Below are 24346 nucleotides of genomic sequence, written 5' to 3' on the forward strand. Positions count from 1 at the left end.
TCAATTATCAATTAATGAACTCCTGTCTCCTGTCTCCTAACTCGTAGCTAACGCGCATATTTATAAAGATACGCTTAGGGGTTCTACAAGCGAAAAATTTGGCAATGGCGCTTGTGAAGAGAACATTTTTTTATGCCGAATTAAGCGGATTTGATATAACTATTTGAGCAATAGTATATTACTACCCATTTAGGGCGCGGACATTGGTAAATCCTGTTGACAGAATATTTGGGCTCCGAAGACTCACTCAGATTACTTTTGACTTTTTACTTGAGTGTAGCGCTATATCAGTGCCAATTTTTGAAGTGTCTACTTTTAGGGTAATCCTCCTTTCCGATATTAACAGTAAAATGTGGGATTAGCCTGATGTCTAAGATGTTGTGATTAGAATAGTGGCATATATCTATCACTATTTGGAGAGCAAAGTTACTACAGTTAAAGCATAGAGTTAATCAAGGAATTTAACAATGACATCTAACTTCTGCCTCGAACAAGTCAACTCCCAGTCTCCCTCCTTTGTTGCTCATACTAATACAGATTCTTGTATCACTATTGCCTGGCTTGACTTAGTAGCATCAACAGTAGACAATTTTGATGGAGATGATTGGTTAGCCTTATGTGGTGATATTGACGAAGGTGAAATTTACCGAGATTGGTTTATTTGGCAAGATGTAGACTTTTCCGAAGAGTGGGAAGCTTACGATTTGGTTACTAACAAGAGATTTGTGACAACAGATTTATCCTTACTTAAGGCTAAAATTGATGCAATAGAAGATGCCAGAAGCAACATATCCATCAGAAACTGAGAAAATTAATTATTGTGAAAAAACACTGTTATTGCAGGTAGCAAAACTTATCTGTTATCTGCATTGCTACTTTATAATGTTTATTGATCATCAAAAATATCCCTATACATTATTAATCTCATCAATGATGAAAATCACAATTGACCTATGGCATAAATCACTTACATTTTATCTATTTCCATATAATATCAAAATATAAATTAAATTAACAAATACTATTAAAAGTTTAATTTTAGTCTACTCTAATACTTTCAGTATTTTTTTTATTACTTTATTAAATTTTCCTCAGAGAAACACAACGGTTTCCCTTAACTTTGCAGCTTATTCAAGCTGCATTTTTTTTAATTGTAGTAGCGTTGCTAAATTAAGATATGAAAAATAATCTGTGCAAAAAATTTGGATTATTGAGAATTATAATCTCGGAATATTTGCACATATTAGGGTTTATAGTTTAAATCAGGAAAGCCAAAAATAGTAGTGCAAGAGAGGATTTGTTGTTGGGGAATTCACCATTATCTCCAAAACTTTAATCTCTGGTATTATAAGTAAAGTAGGCGAATTACTAAAATCAGGAAAAACTAATGGCAACAGCTATTTTGAACGGGGTTGTTTTAGCACAGAGCGATGAGTGTGAAATTGTCGAAGGTAATTATTATTTCCCATCAGATACGGTGAACCGTCAATATTTCAAAGAAACTAATACCCATACTAACTGTTTCTGGAAAGGTAATGCGAGCTACTACAATATTGAAGTCGATGGTAAAGTCAAAAAAGATGGTGCTTGGTATTATCCTAGTCCTAAAGAAAAAGCCAAAAAGATTCAAAACTATATGGCCTTTTATCCTCCTGTGAAAATAGAAACCTAGGAAGAAAAATTGGCCACAATCATTCTAAATTATTCATCCACAAAACAACAACAAGATCAAACTATGTTTTTTCTAGCTCTTTGTGGAATAATCGCCTCTGAAGCGATCTTAAATTTATGGGGGTAAATACAGAAAGCGAAAACTTATCTAAAGTTCCTCAAACTTACTTATAATTATAGCTATAAAACGATTTAGGAGTAAGTTTGTTCAGTTGTCTATCCATTGAGTCCCTATCAACTACAATTAAGGTATGAAGCTAGTTGAACGTCATGTTATAACGAAAAATCATCCTTTTTGGTCTGAAATTGACCACAAGGCTTTTTTATCTAAAAATCTGTTTAATTTAACTAACTACTATTATCGTCAATATTTCTTTACTACTCAAAAGAAATTAAATTTTACTGAACTTTATCACCAGGTATCTAAAACTTCCGATTATCAAGCTTTACCTACCAAGGTAAGTAAGCAAATTATTAGGAGATTAGCTCAAAGTTGGACAAGTTATTTTTCGGCTTTAAAAGAATGGAAAAAACAGCCTAGTAAATTTTTAGGAAAACCGAAAATTCCCAAATATAAACATAAGACAAAAGGCCGAAATATTCTGCCCTATCCAGATGAATCAATTTACAAAAAAGCCTTAAAAACAGGAATTTGTCATCTGTCGATGAGTGAAATAAAAATTCCCACCTCACAGACCGAAATAATAGAAGCCAGAATTATCCCCAAAAGTAGCTGTTATCTAATAGAAATAGTCTATGAAAAATCGGAGGAAACAACAGATAATCAACAAATAGCAGGAGTAGATTTAGGAGTAAATAACTTAATAGCTGTAACAACAAATCAAACAGGAACTGCACCTCTTTTGATTAAAGGCAGGCCATTAAAAGCCATTAACACATTTTATAATAAACAGCGCTCTTGTTTACAATCTCAATTACAAGCTAACCACAATCAAAAGACATCTCCGAAGTTAAAAAAATTAACTCACAAACGAAATTGTCGAGTAGAAAACTATCTCCATACAGCAAGTAAAAGAGTAATAGATTGGTGTGTAAACCAGGAAATAGGCATCTTAATTATTGGGCATAACCAGACATGGAAACAGGAGGTAAAATTAGGTAAAAAGAACAATCAACAATTTGTGAATATCCCTCATTATAGGTTAATAGAGATGTTAAGGTATAAAGCCAAATTAATCGGAATAAAAGTAATGATTACAGAAGAATCTTATACATCTCAATCGAGCTTTTTAGATGGGGATGATTTACCAAAATATGGAGATAAAAAACCTAATTTTAGTGGAAAAAGAGTAACAAGAGGGTTGTATAAAACCAGGGAAAATAAATTATTAAATGCAGATGTAAATGGGTCGTTGAACATTATTAAAAAAGTAATTCCTGATGTCTTTGACCAAGGAATAAAGGGTTTGCCGTTTAACCCTGTGGTGCTCGATCCACTACGAACAACTAAGCTTTCAGATTTTTGAGTAAGTTTGAGTAAGTTTAGTTGAGCGGTTCCTTAATTTTCTAGATATCCCAATTATTATAATTATTACTAACAAAGAAAATGGTTTCTGACGGCCTCATTTTTATACTTTTTCTTATCTTCCTGATCCTGCTATTTTTTGGGTCTGGTCTCTAGATTGACAAAAATCATATCGTGAACCATTTAGTCTAAGAGCTAATATATCAAGATTATACTAAAGAGAATCTGATATGATCGTTGCAAGACAGTGATTCAACAAGTTAAGCTTTAATCAAATATTATTACCCGATGCAATGTCAAACTTGACTTTTATACCAAAGATTGCTATTGGGGTAATAATTGGCTCAACCATTTATGATTAGTCTTTCAGTTCCCCCCCTCGCAATTCTGGTTGAGAAGCTCCTTTAATATTTAGTTTATTAATCATCATCTAAAATAAAATTTCCACATTTTAAGACATCTGACTTTATAATATTAGACAGGTGACTGTTAGAGGATGTCCAGATGTTATTCCCAGATCAAGTTTCTCAGAACTCAGAAACTGAACCCATCCCTAGAATATATCAAATTTTAGGATTTGACAGAATACCTAAAAATATTTTGGAATTGCCCCAAGAACTGCAAATAGTCAGTATAATTCGTCAGGGATTTTCAATAATTTCTGTAATTAAAGTAGCAGAATATTGTGGTATTTCTGAGTCACAAATGGCAGCTTTATTAGCAACTTCCGAACGGACTATATCTAGGCGCAAGAAAGATCAGAAACCTCTCGATCTTTCAGAATCAGATAGACTTTATCGTATTGCCAGAATTTTTGCACACACATTAGATGTATTTGAAAATGTGGAAACAGCAAGAGATTGGTTGAAAAAATCAAATCGTGCCTTGGCTGGAAAAACTCCTTTAGAACTATTAGATACAGATGCAGGCACACAACAAGTAGATGAACTTTTGAATAAAATAGAGTATGGAGTATATAGCTAATGATTAATGATTGATTATTAATGGCTAATGCTTGTTAGTCATCAATAAAAACTAATAGAAATAGGTCGGTTCTTAACTACCTATTGATAGTTGAATAATGAGTTTTAGCTAACTATCAGCTAAAAATTCAAGGGTTTAAGTACCCCACGATATTTGAAAAATTAGTGGTGTGTGTTAATGGGGGTTATAAGATGAGGAGTAATAACTCTATAGTCCCCCATTATACATCTTGAGAAGCTGATAACACAGTTCCTATTGAAGAAGCTTGTTGATAGCTAAGTGCTAAGTACTGCTTCAATCAACCCAAAAAATCACTATAAATCCTGGTTTTTTCTTAAATTAATAATAATTAAAAAGATAATAATTATGAGTTTAACAGTATGGCGAATCTCTCATAAAAAATACATTGATATTGCTTTTACAGGTGAAGCTTATAGTCCTAGTAGAGGTCGTTGGAATTCTAAAGGAACAGCTTTAATTTATACTTCAGCAACATTATCTCTAGCCGCATTAGAAACTTTAGTTTGCATGGAAATAGAAAATTTTGGTAATATATTTGTATCTATTAGTGTAAGAATTCCTGATAATTTTCCAATTAAACAAGTAGATGAATCTCTATTACCTCATAACTGGCGTGATACTCCTCCACCGGAAGCTTTAGCCTCTATTGGAGATAAATGGTTGAGTTCTAAAACTACAGCAGTTTTGAGGGTTCCTTCTGCTATTATTCCCCAAGAATATAATTATTTGATTAATCCTCTACATCCAGATTTTGAGAAAATTTCAATTGCTCCACCTCAGCCTTTTATCTTAAACCGCAATCTAAAAAGTATCAACAAAAATTTGTTGGCAAAATTTTAGAACTAGGGGTTGATGGCAGGGCTGTTTCATTCTCTTGAAAGACAGATGGGGAGACAAAGGAGATTTTCGTTCCTAGTTCGTTTCAAAATCATCAAATTTATCCCACAATCATTTGAGTCTATTAATCAATTATCAGTCATTTGAGGCGTACTTATGAGAATAATCAGTTAGGCTTTAATCAGCTAGTTCGTTCAAATCTAGAGTTATTTAGTTGTATTTTGCCATGTTTCTACCTCTAAATCCCTCCTGCACCTTAAAAAAGCTAACTTCTTGCTTTTTGAAACAGCCCTAGGGGGAGATGGGGAGATGGGGAGATGAAATGGCAACAAAATATAACATTAGTATGCAAAATGGTATAGAATTTGTAATAATTGTCTAGCTCAAGTTGATTGGAATTGTAATTAGAAATTCTGTACCTTTTCCTATCTGAGAATTACATTCTAGTTTTCCTTGATGTTTTTCTACAATAATTTGGTAACTAATCGAAAGTCCTAATCCAGTTCCTTTTCCAATAGGTTTTGTGGTAAAGAAGGGATCAAATAAATTCGATCTAACTTTTTCAATCATTCCTCCCCCATTGTCACCTATCAAAATTTCTACCCAATTGTCTTCCCTTACTTGAGTTTTTATCTTTATACAACCAGCATTACACTGCTTTTCTTCACAAGATTGAGAAGATTGGTTATCTTCAATTGCATCAATAGCATTACCGATAATATTCATAAATACTTGATTGAGTTGTCCTGCATAACAGTTGATACTAGGAAGTTGACCATATTCTTTAATTACTTCAATACCAAGAAATCCTGGTTTAGCTTTGAAGCGATTTTGTAAAATCATTAAAGTGCTGTCAATTCCTTCATGCAGATCGACTTCTTTAATTTCTGCTTCATCCAGACGCGAAAAATTTCGCAGTGATTTGACAATTTCTAGAATTCGCTCTGTTCCAATTTCCATAGATTTGAGAACTTTTTTGATATCTTCTTGGAGAAAGTTTAATTCAATAGCTTCAATTTCTTCCTCAATTTCAGGATGGGGATCGGGATAATGATTTTGATAGAGTTGAAGTAAATTGAGTAACTCTTGAGTATAATCTGCTGCATAAATAACATTTCCATGAATAAAGTTAACTGGATTATTAATTTCATGGGCAACCCCGGCAACCATTTGACCTAAGCTTGACATTTTTTCACTTTGAATCATCTGAGCTTGAGTCCATTTCAGTTCTTCTAAGGTTTGCTGTAATTCTTGTGTTTGTGCTTTTAATTGAGCTTCTGATTCTCGTAGAGCATTCTCAGCAAGTTGACGATCGCTAGCTTCAATTGCTAAAGAAACCATATTAGCAATTGAACGGACAAAAAATTCATCTTCAATAGTCCAATATTTGATTTTACTGCACTTTTCTATACAGATAATACCCAGCATTTCTCCACCGATCCAAATCCCAGCGTCAAGCATAGAAAAAATATCTAAAGGTTTGAGATAGCTCTCAGAAAATTCCTTCGTTCTAGGATCGTTACGAGCATCATTAGCGGCAATAATATTATCTTGTAGTGAGCTAATCGCTTGTAAATAATTAGGATAATCCTTGAGGTTAAGATTTATTTCTCCAATATGTTCATTGAGTTTGTGTTGGTACAAATCTAAAGATTTTAAATAAGTTTTTGAGTCATCATACAACCAGACTCCCACTCGTTCAACCTCTAATATTTTCGCGGTAGCTTCCGTAATTGCTTGTATACCTGTTGATAAATCTCCTTGATTTACAGCTCGATTTTGAGCAAGTTCCATTAATATTCTATTGTCATTTTGCAGTCTAGTTTGACTTTGTTTGCGCTCGCGAATTTCTATAATTAGCTGTTCTTGGGTATAATTTAACTCTTTTAAAGTTAGCTTTTTTTCTTCAAGTTCTTTTTGCAGTTCAGTTTGAATAATCGCCTGACTTGCTAGTGGACGTAATAGCAAAACAATCCCACCTACACCCAAAATAGTCAAAACAATTATGACAATTGCAATAGTAAAAATTTGGCGATTTATGCGAGCATACAATTCCTGACGTTCGATGGCGATCACCAGTCCCCAATTTACTTCTGATACAGGTTCATAGGCAATCATTTGACCATAACTCCAAAACTTAAGTTTGACAAATATTACTCCATAATCTTCAGAAAATAAAGTTTTTTCCAACGCTTCAGCAATTGATTCGGATAAACTTTTATTTTCATTTTTAGATGATAAAAATAATTTTATATTTTGTTCTTCTAAGGTTCCTAAAAAGACTTCTCCAGTTTTACCAAGACCCCTATTATCTCTGATAATTTTTTCTAAACCCTGGATTTTAAACAAAACCAAATCTGTACCTACTTGCTGTTTTTTTGAATTAATAATTGGTTGACTAATAACCAGATAAAATTCATTTTTTATGCGAATTGGATTACTAATTTTATATTTTTGGATTGGCAATTTCCAAAGTGTTTTAGGGATAGGTAAACCAAGTTCAACTACTAATTGGTTGTCTATACCAAAGCGACTAATTCCAACTACATCTTCACTCTGACTAAGGGCATCTTCTAGATCACCTGCTACTATAGAAATATCAAAATCAGATTTATTATTGTTGCGGTTATAAATTTCTAATTCTCGTCTTGCGTAGGTACGACTAGCAATTTGTGAAGTAATACCCCTAGCCCTAGAAAGAAATTCTTCCACTGCTAATCTTCGAGTTCGTAAAGCTGACTGTAAGTTACTTTCTTCATTCCTTCTGAGTTTTTCATAAAGGGGGAATATACTTATTATTGCTACCAATATACTGATAGTAAATATTCCTACTGCAGAATAAAAGATTAATAACCGTTGTAATTGTTTAGAGTTCATTCTTTTACCGAAAAATTGGATTTAAAGCCTTCCTCTTCAGGTTGGGAATGAGAATTAAATAAAGCCCAGAATTTTTTTTAAGAATTCCCATTATAGGGAGCTTAGGAAATTCAACTTGTGTCGAGAATAAAATCCTCATTCCGTAGGTTGTTTCATTCTTCAGGAAATAGCTATAGGCGAGAGGAAAAATAAGAGGAATAAGGCATAAAAAGAATAAGCATTCTCATCGTAACCATTACCGAATAATACAATTTATCAAAAAATTTTCTACACTTTATTGAGTAGGGGAGTAAGGGAGTGGGGGATTGGGGATAGAAGTAAACATAATAATAATTAACATGAACTAGCTAATAATTAGGGAATAAGTTATTTAGCCGATGTTAATTACTTAATAACTGAAGTGTCATCTAAGTATAGCATTAATGCATGGGAATTGGTATAATTAAGGTCTAAAGCCTCTCCTTAAAAGGAGAGGTAATTATTAACTACCTATCAGCTTTTCCGTTCCGGAATGATCCGCAAACAGGATTTAGCTGTCAGCTAAAAAATTAAGGGTAACTGTCCCCCACAAAGGAGTGAAAAAATTAGTGATGCCCCTTTTATGGGGGATTCAGACTCCCATTATACACCTTGAAAATGCTGACTGCTGAAGTGCTGATAGCTGACTGCTACTTCAATAATTAATTATTAATTATTAATTATTGAAAGGAATCCTCAATTTTTAGGAAAATAAATATCTGTATGTGCCTCTTGTCTCTTGGCCATTTAACTATTGTACTTGACTACCGTGAACTCTAGGATCGGCTTGACTTGCTTTGATCGGTGCTAATGAGGCATCAAATTCAGAACCTTGACCAACTGTACCATTATATGGTAGAGAACTTCCGGCAACTAAAGCTTCTATATTTGCTGCCATGAGAGACTTCGGTATCTCTCCAATAGTCTGGCCAACTTCAGTTCCCTCTCGATCTAAAAACACGAAGTGGGGAATACCATCTACCCGGTATTTAACCAATTCTGGTAACCACTTGCTATTATCGACATTCAACATTACAAAGTTGGTATTCTCAGCATATTTTTGTCTAATTTCCTCTAACTCAGGAGCCATAGCTTGACAACTGGTACACCAATTAGCATAAAACTCAACTAAAGTGGGCTTATCATTACTGAAAGCTATATCTAGAGGTGTTGAAGTTTCAGCCATTTCATTTAGAGAAACAGAGGTAGTCTCGGTTCGTAATCCGATAAAAATGGTTACTGATAAAGCGATCGCAACCAAAACAATAATGAAATTTCTCAGACGCATCGCCAAAGAAGAACTGTTTGTAGGATTAGATGGGTTTACATTCATTGTGAGAAAATTAAATAATTATTACAATTACCAGGTCTTTTTGAGAGGTGGCATGAAAACAATGTAGCCTTTGAGACTAGACAACTAAAGTCTTCTTGTTATATGGTATAATTAATAGCAATTTCCAGTTAGAAAAATCTATGGTTGTCAGCGAGTTTTAGTCGCTCAAATTTCAGGTATATCAACCACACAGTAAAAATACAACTTTTGTAGGGACGTTCGATGGAACGTCCCTACTGTGTTCTAATATAATCAAAACTGCTGTAACTAAATAATCAGATAATGAAAAAAATCAATTTTCTAATTTATAAATAGAGGATTAACTTGTGAAAAAAAGAGTAACATTAACATTTCCACAACGGTCAATTCATATGCCAATTACCTATAGATTAGCAAAAGATTTTAATGTTGCTGCTAATATTATTCGCGCTCAAGTAGCACCAAATCAAGTAGGTAAATTAGTGCTAGAATTATCAGGAGATATTGATGAGTTAGAAGCTGCACTAGAGTGGATGAGACTGCAAAATATAGATGTATGTCTAACTAGCAGAGAAATTTTAATCAATGAAAATAGCTGCGTAGACTGTGGTTTATGTACTGGTGTATGTCCTACAGAAGCTCTAAGTCTAGAACCTAATACCTTTCGTCTCAATTTTGTCAGATCCCGTTGCATTGTATGTGAACAATGTATTCCTACCTGTCCAGTTAAAGCAATTTCTACTAACCTATAAAATAATGTGAAACCAATACCTTTAGTTTCTTTCAGTCTACTTTTAATCAGTTATAGTATTTTGGGCTGGAGTCTAGCCAATGCTCAAGTTTCTCTGGTTTTATATCTAGTTGTTATAGCTGGTATTTTTTTATTAGATACAATTTTAACCTTTCGTTTACTTGATTTAAAAGCAATAGTTCCCTGGTTTCAATCTGATATTTTTACTTTCCTTTCTGCAATTTTTATTGCTTTTTTATTTGTAGTTTTCATTAGATGGATCAATATTTTTGTCCATGGTTTAGTATTGGTATCTGCAGGAATATTAGGTAAATTAGAGACTCAAGTTTATGGTTTAAAAAAATGGCAATCTTTTGGCATTTTACTAATTATTTCAGAGGGTGGTTTTGCTCTGGGAAGCGTACTTTACATATTCCTCAAAAACTATACATAGTAATCCTATTTTTTTATGTTTGAATATTATACCAAGCGTGAAAAAACAATGCTATACTTAGGTGAAATTTCAATTATTCAGTAATTAACATAGGCGCATGGAACATTTTTGATAATTACCATCCCAGTTACTGTTAATTATTGATCTTTATTACTTCTTTATCACTCTCCTACTCCCCATTTAGCTAAAACTCTATTTTCTAAAGCTTAGGAATTGGGAATTACTAAAGCAAAATTTTAAATAAAAATAACTGTGATCCTAGTTACAAAAAATACTGCTGTATTAACTTGTTGTGAATGTAGGATTCAGAAATAGTGGGCAGTCTGAGGAAAGGCAGTATGGGCTAATTAAATTTGAGGGGTCATATAGCAATCCTATTTTATTCGTGTCAAAAATCTTGCCACTTTTTGGGAATAGGTATAGAGGGAATGGTTAATGGACAATAGTTCCAGAGTTTATTTCTAGTTTTTGAATTGTTACAACCTATTTATGATTGCTATACCATTATCAGACAGCTTTATTTGACAACTACTTTCTACTTTGTAACTTAAGTATTGTCCCAAATGTTACTCAACCACAATTACTAATTCCCTTAGCTCATCTATAGAACGCCTAAGCGTATCTCCAGAAAATAGGTCGCAGAGATAAGAAATTGATAATTTATGGGTAATAATTGATTTGATGATTGGATTTTGGGAGATATCTAATACACCCAATCTCCCCATCTCCTCCTCTACTTTTAAATAGATACCAAATGGGTTTTATATTGATTCATTAGTCCCTGATTTAGACATGACAAAAATTTTTTCTCTATTAAGTAGAGAATATCCCGTATTTCCCCCTTTTCCCTAATAACTTTTATTTGTGGGTATTTAACAAGACATGAAATAACTATCTTTTTTGAATTTAGTATTTAAGTACACAAATAAATCAAATTGGCAGCATCAACATCAGCAATTTAGCCTAGGTTATTTGTAGAAATGTAAAGTTTAGAAATGTAAACCGTAGTTGTTATGGACGTTTAAAAATTGTCACAAATAAACCTACCAATAATAGTTAATTTCTGAGATAATAAAAAATAAGCGTTTAACTGTTCTTGACCCCTACCTATCAATGGTCGGGGTTTTTTATATCTAATTACTGTACAAATTTCATTTACTCCAGATATTATCGGATTATTACCAATTTTCTATAGGGAGAAATTACTATCTATAATCTTATCGACATAAAATATGAATTCATATTTTTTTTAAAATTCAAACATTGGAATCGACAAGTCATTGACTAATTAACTTACTACCCTTGACTTTACCACCCTTTTGATTTCTTCTAGCACTAACATTGTCACTTCTTCAGGAGTATCTTTACTACTAATATTAACATGAACATCTGCATTCGCATAAAGTGGTTTTCTTTCCTCTAAAAGCTCCTGAAGTTTACCCAAGGGGTTACTATTCTGAAGTAGAGGTCTAGTCCGATCACCTTGCAAGCGACTATATAAAACTTCTACTGGAGCATCTAACCAAACTATTATGCCATGTTGCAAATAACTCCAGTTAAAACGGTTAGTAACTATACCACCACCTGTCGCAATAGTCAATTTTTTGTAACTAGATACTTCTGACAATATATTTCTTTCTAACTCTCGAAACGCTGCCTCACCCTCAGTAGCAAAAATTTCGCTAATTGACTTGCCAGCAGCTTGAGAAATCAAACTATCCGTATCTAGAAAACGATATCCCAACTGTTGGGCTAACAAATGTCCCACAGTTGTTTTGCCAGCGCCCATCATCCCAACTAAATAAAGATTTACTCCTTCTAACAATTCCCTATTAACAATCTCCATATTTATCCAAATAATTGGCTCTAAAACTCCGCCTTTTAATCAGTTAGCCTCCTACGGAGGAACTGCCTTAACAGTTATCAGCTAAATATTTTTCTAGTTTTATCAAAATAACAAAGTAAGAATTTAACTTCTGACTTCTGAGTTCTGACTTCTGACTTCTTTAAGACTCACTGCCTTGTTTATTAGCTTTATCAGGAACTTCGTCTTGAGTCTCTTCATTTTCAGTAGGTTTAGATATATCTGGAGGTGGGGGAGGAGTAATCACCCGATAATCTGCATCATACACAGATTCGGTTTGACCAACCCCAGAACTACTAGGATCGCGATAACCATAAGAATAGACAGAACCAGACCACGACTCTGTTTTTGGCTGTTGTTCTGCTTCATAATTTTGCTGTGCAGAACTTTGATTAAAAGACCCTTGTGGCTCTTCAATATCTTGTTGTTTTGTGCTACTGTCCCAAGAAGGATTAACTTTAGGAGGCTCTTGTTCCCAGTCATCAAAGTTTTCATCTTCCTCAGTTGGTTGAGAATCTTTATTTAGATTAAAGGAACTTTGAGAATCTGAAATTCCTTGAGACTGTGAATATCTATCCCTACTTTCTTCTGGTTGATCTGGATATTGAGATTTTCTAGAGCGAGGTCTGGAAGGTTGTAAACTTCGTTTCAACAGGTAATTGGAAAGTCCAAAGATACCATAAATTAACAAGTAAGTAATTAAACCCGCAATCAGAGCGCCTAAAATCCATACAGATAGAGGTAAAGGTATAGATTTTAACCCCAGAAAAGTTAAGGACAAACTAGGAGACCAATTTTGCCAAGCAAATAAGGCCAACCCACCGATGACTACAATTAAAACAATTAACAATAGTAAATTCCGATTTCTATTCATTGCCTATCCACCTTTTAATAGGAACACAATCTAAACCAAATTGGTCTAAAGCACGAGCTACCACAAAGTCTACCAAATCTTCTACAGTTTGGGGATTATGATACCAGGCCGGGATTGCTGGGACAATTCTTGCTCCTGCTTCTGCCAGAGTAGTTAAATTTCGTAAATGAATCAAGCTCAAAGGTGTTTCCCGAGGCACTACGATTAGTTTACCACCCTCTTTTAATTGTACATCTGCTGCCCGCTCTAGTAAATCTGAACTGAATCCAGCGGCCAATTTACTTACTGTTCCCATACTACAAGGGATAATTATCATACCCTGAGTTCGATAGGAACCACTCGCAACATTTGCCCCTATATCTTGCCAAGGATGACAATAGAGTTTACCGTTACTTTCTTCTCCAGCTTGCTCTCGCCAGAATTTTTCTTGTCTAGTTGGTTCAGCAGGCATTTTAATATTTTGCTCTGCTTGCCATACTGAATAAGTAGCTTTTGATGCTACTAAGTCAATAGTGTAATTAGCTGCCAGTAAAAACTTAATGCTTCTAACAGCGTAAATTAGTCCTGATGCTCCTGTAACTCCGATAACTATCGGTAGTTCAGGAGTAGAAACAAAATTACTCATGTTTGAATAAATCTTCAAAAACTTCTTTTCATTTCCTAGAATATTGGTGTGGCAAAATCAGGCAATAATGATATCAAAAAGTAGATATTTTTTTAATCGGTCTTTACTCAACTATATAGATAGCGGATATATTTTAATTTCTCCCCTATTCCCTGTTAATTAGACATCTCCGATAATTCACCTGAAACCATTATAAAAAGGTTGTTTAATCTTAATTTTCGGAGAGGTCTATTAAAGTAGGGTTCAGCAATCAGCAATCCGTAGGATCATTTGTGTGAGCATACAAGGGGTATTTTAACCCAAGCGACTAAAAGCTGTTTTGCTACGGCATAACTCCGTTCTTCATGTTCGGTAGTCAAACGCACTCGCGACATAAATGTGAATCATTCAGGCACGGAAATGCACTTAAGCTGATAGCTAGTATATTAGAAGCGATAAGGATTACTAGAGGAAGAGAACTCTTCATCCTCAAAAGCAGTGCTGCCACCACTGACTGCAACTAAGTCAATTTGCTGGCGGTAATAATCAACACTCTTAACCTGTACTTCTACCATATCTCCTAGTCTATATTGGTTACGATTTTTGCGTCCGACAAGTGTTTGTTGTCGGGAACGATATTCATACCAATCATCCTTCAGAGAAGATACATGAACTAAACCTTCTACTCTGAAAGTCTCTGTAGACTGAGAGGCAATTTCAATTTCTACAAAGAAACCGTAAGATTGCACTCCTGTAATCAAACCTTGGAAAGTTTGACCAGTACGTTCTTTCATTAATCCAGTTTTAATCAATCCTTCTAAGTCTTCTTGGCCATCTTGTGACACATTTTCTCGTTCAGTTAAATGTACTACTACTGATGTTAGTTGTGCTTCCAATTCTTGCTGTATTTCTGGAGCTAAAACATTCCAGGAAATTTTGCCATGACATGAAGAATGTCCTAATTCTACACCTTCTTTAGAACGACTAGAACGGCGATCGCGACCTTCATTAAATACAGTATGTAATACTCGTGAAATCAGTAAATCGGAATATCTGGAAATTGTTGATGTACAATGAACATAACCATGTTGTAGAGCTAATCCAAAATGAGGTTGAGCAATGGTACTGTAAATTGCTGGTTTCAAAGTATCCTCAAGCAAGTATGTCAGCACTCTTTCTGATTTTGATGTGGTAAATTCCTGAACAAATGCTTGATAGTCAGCGGGCTGTACATCCTCTTCATCTTCTAGATATAAGTCAGCTCCAAGATTACTAGCTAATTTAATAAATTCTTGGATATCTCCTGGATCTGGGGAATTTTGGACTCGATAAATTGCAGGTACTCCTAGTGCTAGCAAGTGACTCGCTATTGCTTGGTTTGCTAAGACGATTAATTCTGCCACCATGGAACGAGCTGGAAACATTTCAGGAACTATCATTGCTCCCAATGGACCCTCATCGTTATAGTAGCTTTTTTCATCTGGTAAATTTAGGTCAAAAGCACCTCTTCGTAATCTGGCACTTCGGATTGCTTGACTGACATCTTGGAGTTTGTTGATAGCACTCTCCAGTTGCTCTGAACTTATATTAACTAATTCTTCTGTGTTACCATTAATAATTTTTGTGGTCTGCTCATAGCTGAGATGAGCATCTACCTGGATGACACTAGGTTCAATTTCAAACTCAACTATCTGACCGTTTTTATTGACAGTAATGAGGATAGATATAGCTAGTCGGTCTTTTTCTGGTAGTAAGGAAAAGTAATCGCTTGATAATCCGTCTGGCAATATAGGAACTACTTTATCTCGCAGATATATACTAATACTTCGCTTACGAGCTTCTTTATCTAGTTGGGAGTCTGCTTTAATAAAGTAGGCTACATCAGCAATGTGAACTCCTACTCGCCAATAACCAGAGGTTGTAGTTTCTATACTCAGAGCATGATTAATGTCTTTCTTGTTGATTTCTCCAAAAGAAATTGTGAGTAGTTCACGCAAATCTAGTCGATTTTTTTGATCTGCTTTGGTAGAGTGGTTTACTAGAGATTCAGCTTCTTTGAGAACTTCATCTGGAAAAGACCGGGGTAAATCATGTTTGCAACATACTATGTCTAGGTCATCTGCTGCTTCTGCATCTGAACCAAGAATCTGAACGACTTTTCCTATAGGACGTTTCTCTCCTAGAGGATAGCGCAATACTTCGACATGGACTAAGTGGTCTATAGCATCTGTTAAGTCTGGACCCTCTGGTACTAAGTCGAATTCAAATAGTAGGCGATCGTCTAGGGGAACCGCTCGATAATAGGGTTCTCCATTATGACCATTGATTTGTTTGATTCTTGCTAATAAGGAAGGGTTAGCACGTTCTAATATTAACTTGACTTCTCCTTCCGGACTCCGGCGACGACTGCCTTCTTTGATGATTTTGACGAATACGCGATCGCCATTCCAAGCATTACTCAGATGACTTTCCCGAATGTAAATATCTTCTGTTCCTTCTGAGTCTTGTATGGCGAAGCAAAATCCTTTACTGGAACAGCGAAGTTTTGCTTCTACAACTGCCTCTTCCAAAAGTCGTCGATAGCGACCTTTGTCTTTAGCGAGGACTCCTATTTTTTCCAGAGCATCCAAGGCAATTTGTAATTTCCGGATACTTTGATCGTCTTGACAATCTAGTTTTTTCTCAACTGCTTTGGGAGCAACTAACTTGTCATCACTGAAGTTTGCTAGGAGTGTAGCGATGGAAAATTTCATGCAGCGTTTTATCCTTTTCTTATCGGTTATGCTATCCTATAAATTAGTCTGCCATTAAGTATTTCAGCTAGGTTTCCTTAAGTTAGCAGCTCAGTTAGGTTTATGCTAGTTTTCTGTTCTCAGAAATCTACAAAAATCAATAAAATCTATGATTATCTGATTGATTGTCGCTTCTCTGTTCTTGCTTCAACTGGAACTGTCGGTAGCAAGACGTCCATAAGCTGTTACGGTCACACTGAGCACCTTGACTAGATTCAAACTAGCATTCAAATCCCTATTACATGGATGGAATTCAGTTTTGAAGCCTATTAACATACAACAGATAATTGTTGATTCTTATAGAGTATACCAGATTATAGCCAACAGTTACTAGCCCCACAGTAAGTTTTGAGTTTTTGATTTAACACAAAGTATTTCTTGCTTCTTCATCTATGGTGGAGCAATTTCTATTTGGTGGAGTAAGCAAATTGAGGCAACGGAGAATTTATTAGAGAAATATTTCTCTCGCCGTGGCTATTTCTGTTAACCTCCCCTGGTTATTTTTTTTAATGGCCTTCAATTGTTATCTGGCCTATTTTTAGTTAAATTTTATGATAACTTCAAATTAGACTTCTGGCAAAAGTAATTTTTGCTAATGTACTAAATTGGACATTAAAATTTCTTTAGGTTTCACCAAGTAAAGAATTATGTTAGAACGTTTTCAAGCTTCTTATCCTACAGGTTGCTTAATCTCTGAGTTAATTACTATTCATAATGGTAAATATGTAGTTCGTGTCCTAGTCCAGGTGAATGGTGAAACTTTAGCCACTGGATTAGGGTCTGGTGATACTGTAGAATTGGCAGAAGACAAAGCGAAAGAGCGATCGCTTGCTAATCTTGCACTTAATACATCTGTCTCTGGACCTCAAGCTTCTGTTGAACTTTCTCCATCTCCATCTGCTACAAACCATAAGCTACATAAAGAATATGTCAATACTCCTTTACAAATCAAAACAGAGAAATTACCAACAGCAGGATTAAATCTAGACTTAAATAAAGTTTCTGATACTCCAACTGTTTCGTCTGTGTTAGAGACATCAGACATTCCTACCCCACTCGAAAAAGAAGAATTATTAACAGTAGAGTCTAATATTGATTATGATGATGTTTCTGATTCTCCTCAAGATTCAAGTGGGTTTGATAATAGTTGGTTAGATACAGATTATAGTCAGGAACAAAAGGAAGAAAAGATTGATGAAACTACAGAATCAGTAATAGATTCTAGAAATCATATAGAAAGTGAGATAACTACATCAGAGCCAATAAATTCAGGAATAGACTTAGCTACTCCAATAAATAGTGATAATGAAATTTATTCCTCGAATTTATCACAGGATGTATCTGATGATAATGTCAGTATAGATATATTAATGGATGGTTTAGGGTGGACAAAAGAGAAGGAACGAGATTTTCTAGAGCAAAATTATAGTCAAAAAACACGGCAATTTTTAACAACCGAAGAATTATTTGATTTCCATCAATATTTAGATATGCTACAGAAAGTAACCAAGGAAGTTAAGGGTCAAGGTTGGAAAGCAAAGCAACAAAAAGATTATTTTGAATATAATCACAACAAAGAATCTCTGGAACAATTAAGTGTAGATGAATTACAAAGTTTTTTGCAGTATTTAGAAATATTCAGCAAAACTACTCATGAAATTAAACGTTTAGGTTGGAATGCCACACAAGGAAAAACTTTTCTCAAAAAAAATTATGGAGAGGAGGGTCGTACACGCCTTTCATTTGAGAAATTACAAGATTTCTTACAACATTTAGAGGGGTTAGATACACCCTAATAGATCGGGGCTGTTTGATTCTCTATAAGTACCTGGGTGCGGGCAGAACGCGGAAGTCAGAAGTCAGAAGTCAGAATTCAGAAGTTTTGATTGGTAAGGCTTTGAGTATTTTGTCACTGATCACTTATTTCCGTCATCTTGCACCAGAGCAGCTGAATTAAGGGATTTCCAAGAAATAAATTATCCAATTTTTGAACTAGACCTGTTTGTTTAGCTGTCTTTACTCCCTAATCCCTAAATTCAGAATTGTATATTTTTTTATTTGGAGGTCCCTAAGTGCTTGGGGGTTAGAGCTTCCTATACCCCAGACCGACCTAGACTTCCGACACTCTATCCCACTGATTGGTTCTACTAGAACGAAACAGCCCTGCCATATAGATAAAGTCAATAGGATCATATGGCCATTTACCCGTACATTCGCAGGACAGACTAAATTTCAGAGGAGCAAGAATGTTCTAACCCCCCTGGGGACTTATGGTTAATTATGGTTTGCTGAAAAAGTCTTTTTAGGGAGTAGGGAGTAGTTAGGAATCAAGGTTTAGGAGAAATGGGAATTTTAGAGGAGGTAGGTGTAAGAATTATCTCTTAATTTTTCCACTCTTTTATACTTAATAAATGCTAACTTTTTGAGCTTGAGCTAAGGAAAAGCTTGCACTTTTTTCACTCCCTATTCCCTATTCCTAATTTACAGGAGATATAGGTTGAGAATTGGAGGGATTACGGTTATAAACTTGGTCTATTATGCCGTATTCCATGGCTTCTGTGGCTGACATAAAAAAGTCTCTTTCTGTATCTTCGGTAATTCTTTCTATAGGTTGACCTGTGTGTTCTGCTAAACATTCATTGAGATATTTTTTGAGGTATAAAATCTCTTTAGCTTGGATTTCAATATCTGTGGCCTGACCTTGGGCACCGCCTAATGGTTGGTGAATCATAATGCGGGCATTGGGTAAACTCATTCTTTTGCCTTTTGTTCCTCCACTCAGAAGAAATGCTCCCATACTAGCAGCTATTCCCATACAAATAGTACAGACATCAGGCCGAACGTGTCTCATAGTATCATAAATACCCATCCCAGCACTAACAGAACCACCAGGGGAGTTTATATAGAGGTAAATATCTTTTTCTGGGTCTTCTGAGTCTAAATATAATAATTGGCCTACGATTAGGTTGGCCAGGTCAGAATCTATTGCTTCTCCTAAATAAATTATGCGATCGCGCAACAGCCGAGAGTAAATATCGAAGGCTCTTTCGCCACGGCCAGATTGTTCTATAACGGTTGGAATCATAGTCTTTAACTCAAAATTTAAAAGTCAACAATATTGACATTAATATATCTTAGCGATTCTGGTTGAAATTTAGCAAATTTATTAGTAATTCAGGTATAATTTATTAGCATTTAGACATAATTTAACCAGATAATTTCAATAAGAAATAGTACATAAGTAGACCGTGGTAAATTTTGTGCTTTATGTATTATCAAATTGTAAATTTCCTCGGAAGTATTTCATATCAATGACTTGAGGTTTTTTATGACTAAATATACAACCTCTTTTTTTTACCTTTTTCTACTTTATTTGTTTGCTTTTGATTCTGATTTTGATTCTGATTTTGATACTATTTGTATTTATAGATATTTTTAAGTTTCAAATTTTAATTTGACATAAATTTGTTCTAGTTATTCTGGTTGAAATTTAGCAAATTTATTAGTAATTCAGGTATGGAAAACTTTGCATTTGTTAACTTGATGATGCAAAAGATGGATAAAAATTATATCTCTGCCGATTTATTACTATGACATCTAAGTATTTGTTGAGATTTTTGCTAGAAAAAAAGAAATTTTATTAATGGCTACTTTGGATATTTTTGCCTACCTTTATTATTGAAAGGATTGCAAAAATATCCTATATATTCTAGCTTATTACTATAAACTTTGAGTATCTGTTGATGGTTTTTATCAGAAAAAAAAGAAATTTTATTTTATTGAAGGGATGAAAAAAAATAATATTTTTGATTAAATATTACTAGAACGTCTGAGTATATACTGAAAGTTTTGCGCTCAATTGTGAATCCTAATAGCTAAATACTTACTATTGATTAAACTTTAAGAAACCAACTGCGACGATACATTAAATCAGAAATTCCCCACCAAAATAATACATTGACAATAGCAAAAATCAAAGAACCATTAAATAAACCAGCCCAAGATTGGAAAAATTGTTCATATATCCATGTCTTAATAGTAGGGGAACCTTCAACCCTACTAATTTTGTTATAAATCATTAGTCTTGCCAAAAATCCAGACCCAACAAATATAAAGATGGCATTTAATCCCATTACTTTAAATGGATGTCCCCATTTATGCCAATCTAGAACTTCGATCGCCTGATAACAAGCAGCTAGTAAAAGTAAGGCCCATCCGCCGGTAAATATTACATAGGAACTTGTCCATAAAGCTTTATTGATGGGAAAAAATAGTCCCCACAGATACCCGACTACTAAACAACTTAAACCGGAAATTACCAGATTTAAGCTGGTGCGACCTTTGATTGGTTGATGTTTGAGCCATTGTCCTGTAAAGTAGCCAATCAAAACAGTTACTGTAGCAGGTAAGGTACTAAATAGTCCTTCTGGATCATATGGTTTCCCTGCCCACAAATGTTGTTGGGTAAGGATGACACGATCAATATAGGCACCAAGATTTCCTTCTGGGGAAAGGTTGCCAATACCATAACCAGGAATAGGTATTAATTGCATGGCGATCGAGTATCCAATTAGTAGTGCAGCAGCAAGTCCATAAAGTTGTTTCCGGGATAGGTTGAGGATAGCTATTGCTGCGAGGAGGTAGGCTACACTAATACGTTGCGGTACTCCCATGATTCTAATAGTAGCTAAATCGTAATTAGGAAAGCCATTGAGTAGTAAACCTAATAGGAAAAGTATGATACATCGCCGGAAAATTCTTTGGTAAATTTGTGGGGTAGGTTGATTTTTATCGGTGTATTTTGACAGGGAAAAAGTCATAGCTACACCCATGATAAATAAGAAGAAGGGGAATATTAAATCTGTAGGTGTACAACCATGCCATTTTGCATGAAGTAAGGGTGGATAAACATAATTCCAACTGCCTGGATTATTAACAAGAATCATACTGGCAATGGTAATGCCACGAAATACGTCGAGAGATTTTAAGCGCATTTGGATAATGGATAATGGATAATGGATAATTAATCCATTGGGTTTAAAGCCTTTCATTACCAATTGGTCATTAATAATTTATGATTAGAGATATAGCAATCCTATTTTATTCGTGTCAAAAATCCTACTACTATTTGGGAATAGGTCTGAAGGCAATAGACAATAGTTCAATAATTAATAATTACCGAAATATTGTGGTTTAAAGCCTCCCCTTTTAAGGGGATAATAAATAAAAATTTTCCTGTTCGTCAATCCTCTTATTTTCAATGAGAGGTAATTCTAAATTCTAAATTCTTAATTCTTAATTCTTGAACTCTTCTTATAAAGAACAGGATTGGCTCAAAGGAATTTTTTTCTTCTCTTGGTTGATTGGATATGGCGTTTAGCGTTCCGCACAACGCGCGTGAACGGCTGTCGCCGACATGAAAAGTGGAGCGGCTCTGCAAGAGCGGGGGACCTCGCCATCCCATCCTAACGGACTGCTCCGCAAACAACCGCTTTTTTATCCATGAATTATAGAGGCTTTATACTTAATTTTTCAGTAAGGGTTTTGGAGTTTATTTATAGTTTTTGAATTGTGACAACACAAACGCGGATTACTATAGTTTTCATTATCAATTATCAATTATTAATTATTAATTAATTTGAGGTACTTCTTTGTCATATAAATCAAATTCCTGTGGTGTTCCATTTAATTCAGAGATAAATTTTTCATATAACTGTTGATTCCCATCTTCTACATCCCATACTTCATCCACCCAGGTGAGTAAAAAAGCTTCAGTTTGATTAATTTCACCATCATCTTTTGTAAAAGAACCTTTACGCAATCTTTCTCTCACACCATCGCTATTAGAGAGAAGATGGTCTAAAATATCTTTAGATACAAAATCTAACTTATTTTCTATTTGTGGGTAAGCTTCAAGAACTTCTTCAATTAGGAGGTTGAATACTTCTTTGTGAGTTATTTTTGCCATAATTAAGACAGTTTTAATTCGTCTTTTTTAAGATAAGTTTTTTGGGTAGGCTTTCCCTATATCTTTGTCTTTTTTTAAGATTCAATAGATTAAGTAGTTTTGCTTTACTTTCGTTATTTAATGTTATTTAAAATATCAAATCATAGGGTACTTAGATAAGAAGTCTATTGCATAAAATATGAACAAGCTCAAAAGATTCTTATTAATCTTAATAATATCAGGTTTGGTTAATCTGGCGCTAGTAGTAAAAGTTCAGGGTTTTACTACAGTAGATAACCCTGAATTAGTAGGACTTTCTTCAATCCAACTCAATGCTTTAACAAAAGATATTCAAAATTTTGTAGACACTGGAAAAATTGCTGGTGCAGTAGGTCTAATTGTCAAGGATGGCAAGATAGCTTATCGTCAAACTTTTGGGTTTAGCAATCTGGAAAACAAAGTTCCAATGGTAGAAAATAATATTTTTAGGATGGCTTCTCAAACTAAAATTGTCACTGGTTTTGCTACTTATTTATTAGCTGAAGATGGATTGATTAAATTAACCGATCCGATTTCTAAATATATTCCTTCTTTCGCTAATATGAAAGTGCTACTGCAAGGTAATTCGGGAAGTAAAAATGATTATACTACTGCTCCTGCAAAGAATCAGATTACCATTGAACAATTACTAAATCATACTTCGGGAATCTCCTATAATTTCCAAAATCAACCAACTCTTTTGCCTTTATTACAAGCTGCTAATATTTCTGATGGTCTTTCAACTACTTCAGGAACTATTGGCGAAATGGTAAACCGTTTAAGTAAAGTTCCTCTAGCTTTTGAACCAGGTACAGATTATCTTTATGGTCTTAACTCAGATGTTTTGGGTTATCTAATAGAAGTTGTTTCCCAAAAACCTTTCGATCAGTTTTTGGCAGAGCGAATTTTTGCTCCTTTAGAAATGGATGATACTGGTTTTTTTGTGACTAAAGATAAGTTAAATCGTTTGGCAATTACTTATACTCCAAATGCCAATAGAAATTTAGAATCTATAGGTGAGAAAACTAGAGAATTAAAACCTGGTTTATTTATTGATGAAGCTTATCCTTATCTTACAGGAGATACTTATTTTTCAGGAGGTGCTGGTTTAGTTTCTACTCCTAATGACTTTGCTCGTTTTTTGCAAATGCTACTTAATGAGGGAAATTTAAAGAGTAAAGATGGGAAGAAAATTGTGAAAATAGCTAATCAAGAAACTATTGAAAAATTTCTTTCTATTCGTCCTCAAGATCGTTTCAAAAATCGTCCCATAAGTGTTGGTTATAAATATACTAATGGGTTTGAAGTTAAGGATAATTCTGAAATTTCAACTGCACTTAGTTCTGTAGGTAGTTTTAGAGGGGGAGGTCTATTTGGGACTAATTATTTTGCCGATCCAGAAAAAGAAATGATTGGTATTATTATGAGTCAAGTCTATCCTTCTATTTGGGAATTAGCTGATACTTTTGAAACTCGTGCTTATCAAGCTGAGGTAATTAAGGAAAAAATGAACAAATAACTGGCATTTGATATTTATGGGATGATAAATAATTGGTAATTTCTAATACCAGAATATTTACTACAGATATTCCCCTTTTTTAGGGAAGGGTTGATTTTATTATCACTAGATAAAAAATTTATCATTATAAATCTGATATATATTGCTAAAGTTAGTTAACGAAAAGTATAGGGTTATAAATCAGTATCTGGCAATAATTAATTACCCTGATTTTTTTTAAGAAGTTTTCCGGAAGCAGTCAAATTAATTATTGTATTTAATATTAAAACCTAACTGCATAGAATAATATTTTAAGCAGAATTGATAGCAGATTAAAG

18 protein-coding genes are annotated in these 24346 nt (G+C 34.3%); 9 read left to right on the plus strand and 9 right to left on the minus strand.

What is annotated here, in order from left to right:
- Positions 1 to 467: 467 nt before the first annotated feature.
- The 5 genes from ACP6PL_RS22135 (at position 468) to ACP6PL_RS22155 (ending at position 5002) form a co-directional block, all read left to right on the plus strand.
- On the plus strand, positions 468 to 806 hold the full coding sequence (locus ACP6PL_RS22135; protein WP_426547441.1) for a hypothetical protein: 339 nt from the start codon (positions 468 to 470) through the stop codon (positions 804 to 806).
- Between the two features lie 581 nt (positions 807 to 1387).
- Entirely contained in the window at positions 1388 to 1672 is a 285-nt protein-coding gene (locus ACP6PL_RS22140) for a DUF427 domain-containing protein (protein WP_426547442.1), read from the plus strand.
- A gap of 250 nt (positions 1673 to 1922) precedes the next feature.
- Complete coding sequence (locus ACP6PL_RS22145) at positions 1923 to 3158, plus strand: RNA-guided endonuclease InsQ/TnpB family protein (RefSeq protein ID WP_426547443.1); 1236 nt, start codon at positions 1923 to 1925, stop codon at positions 3156 to 3158.
- 503 nt (positions 3159 to 3661) lie between these two features.
- Complete coding sequence (parS, locus tag ACP6PL_RS22150) at positions 3662 to 4141, plus strand: type II RES/Xre toxin-antitoxin system antitoxin (protein WP_426547444.1); 480 nt, start codon at positions 3662 to 3664, stop codon at positions 4139 to 4141.
- Positions 4142 to 4507: 366 nt separating this feature from the next.
- Positions 4508 to 5002 carry an RES family NAD+ phosphorylase gene (locus ACP6PL_RS22155; protein WP_426547445.1) on the plus strand — a complete coding sequence of 165 codons (495 nt, stop codon included), beginning with the start codon at positions 4508 to 4510 and terminating at the stop codon, positions 5000 to 5002.
- Between the two features lie 375 nt (positions 5003 to 5377).
- Here ACP6PL_RS22155 and ACP6PL_RS22160 read toward each other — a convergent pair whose 3' ends face one another.
- Together ACP6PL_RS22160 and ACP6PL_RS22165 are read right to left on the minus strand one after the other, a co-directional pair.
- Positions 5378 to 7876 (minus strand): ATP-binding protein, encoded by a 2499-nt coding sequence (locus ACP6PL_RS22160; RefSeq protein ID WP_426547446.1) that lies wholly within the window; start codon positions 7874 to 7876, stop codon positions 5378 to 5380.
- Positions 7877 to 8645: 769 nt separating this feature from the next.
- On the minus strand, positions 8646 to 9227 hold the full coding sequence (locus ACP6PL_RS22165; protein ID WP_426547447.1) for a thioredoxin family protein: 582 nt from the start codon (positions 9225 to 9227) through the stop codon (positions 8646 to 8648).
- Positions 9228 to 9553: 326 nt separating this feature from the next.
- On the opposite strand from ACP6PL_RS22165, the gene ACP6PL_RS22170 reads away from it, so the two are divergent.
- Positions 9554 to 9958 carry an NIL domain-containing protein gene (locus ACP6PL_RS22170; protein ID WP_426547448.1) on the plus strand — a complete coding sequence of 135 codons (405 nt, stop codon included), beginning with the start codon at positions 9554 to 9556 and terminating at the stop codon, positions 9956 to 9958.
- Between the two features lie 6 nt (positions 9959 to 9964).
- Complete coding sequence (locus tag ACP6PL_RS22175) at positions 9965 to 10390, plus strand: hypothetical protein (protein WP_426547449.1); 426 nt, start codon at positions 9965 to 9967, stop codon at positions 10388 to 10390.
- A gap of 1288 nt (positions 10391 to 11678) precedes the next feature.
- Here ACP6PL_RS22175 and ACP6PL_RS22180 read toward each other — a convergent pair.
- From ACP6PL_RS22180 to ACP6PL_RS22195, 4 genes are all read right to left on the minus strand, one after another.
- A complete protein-coding gene (locus tag ACP6PL_RS22180; protein WP_426547450.1) occupies positions 11679 to 12236 on the minus strand; it encodes a shikimate kinase in 558 nt (185 codons plus the stop codon).
- A 160-nt stretch (positions 12237 to 12396) separates the two neighbouring features.
- The gene (locus ACP6PL_RS22185; RefSeq protein WP_426547451.1) at positions 12397 to 13128 is read right to left on the minus strand and encodes a LapA family protein; all 732 of its coding nucleotides are present in this window, start codon (positions 13126 to 13128) and stop codon (positions 12397 to 12399) included.
- On the minus strand, positions 13121 to 13753 hold the full coding sequence (locus tag ACP6PL_RS22190; protein WP_426547452.1) for a flavin prenyltransferase UbiX: 633 nt from the start codon (positions 13751 to 13753) through the stop codon (positions 13121 to 13123). The genes ACP6PL_RS22185 and ACP6PL_RS22190 overlap by 8 nt, the downstream gene beginning before the upstream one ends.
- 425 nt (positions 13754 to 14178) lie before the next feature.
- Positions 14179 to 16485: a ribonuclease R family protein gene (locus ACP6PL_RS22195; RefSeq protein ID WP_426547453.1), complete on the minus strand. Its 2307-nt coding sequence runs from the start codon at positions 16483 to 16485 to the stop codon at positions 14179 to 14181.
- A gap of 686 nt (positions 16486 to 17171) precedes the next feature.
- Between ACP6PL_RS22195 and ACP6PL_RS22200 the strand changes: the two genes are divergently transcribed.
- Complete coding sequence (locus ACP6PL_RS22200) at positions 17172 to 18320, plus strand: hypothetical protein (RefSeq protein ID WP_426547454.1); 1149 nt, start codon at positions 17172 to 17174, stop codon at positions 18318 to 18320.
- A gap of 680 nt (positions 18321 to 19000) precedes the next feature.
- On the opposite strand, the gene clpP is transcribed toward ACP6PL_RS22200, so the two are convergent.
- From clpP to ACP6PL_RS22215, 3 genes are all read right to left on the minus strand, one after another.
- Positions 19001 to 19609 (minus strand): ATP-dependent Clp endopeptidase proteolytic subunit ClpP, encoded by a 609-nt coding sequence (gene clpP, locus ACP6PL_RS22205; RefSeq protein ID WP_426547455.1) that lies wholly within the window; start codon positions 19607 to 19609, stop codon positions 19001 to 19003.
- A gap of 808 nt (positions 19610 to 20417) precedes the next feature.
- Positions 20418 to 21518, minus strand: a complete 1101-nt coding sequence (locus ACP6PL_RS22210) for an acyltransferase family protein (RefSeq protein ID WP_426547471.1) — start codon at positions 21516 to 21518, stop codon at positions 20418 to 20420.
- Between the two features lie 635 nt (positions 21519 to 22153).
- Positions 22154 to 22492: a hypothetical protein gene (locus ACP6PL_RS22215; protein WP_426547456.1), complete on the minus strand. Its 339-nt coding sequence runs from the start codon at positions 22490 to 22492 to the stop codon at positions 22154 to 22156.
- A 178-nt stretch (positions 22493 to 22670) separates the two neighbouring features.
- On the opposite strand from ACP6PL_RS22215, the gene ACP6PL_RS22220 reads away from it, so the two are divergent.
- Positions 22671 to 24029, plus strand: a complete 1359-nt coding sequence (locus ACP6PL_RS22220; protein ID WP_426547457.1) for a serine hydrolase domain-containing protein — start codon at positions 22671 to 22673, stop codon at positions 24027 to 24029.
- The last annotated feature ends 317 nt before the right edge of the window (positions 24030 to 24346 follow it).

It is taken from the genome of Dapis purpurea BLCC-M126, assembly GCF_050015975.1.
Lineage (GTDB): Bacteria > Cyanobacteriota > Cyanobacteriia > Cyanobacteriales > Microcoleaceae > Trichodesmium.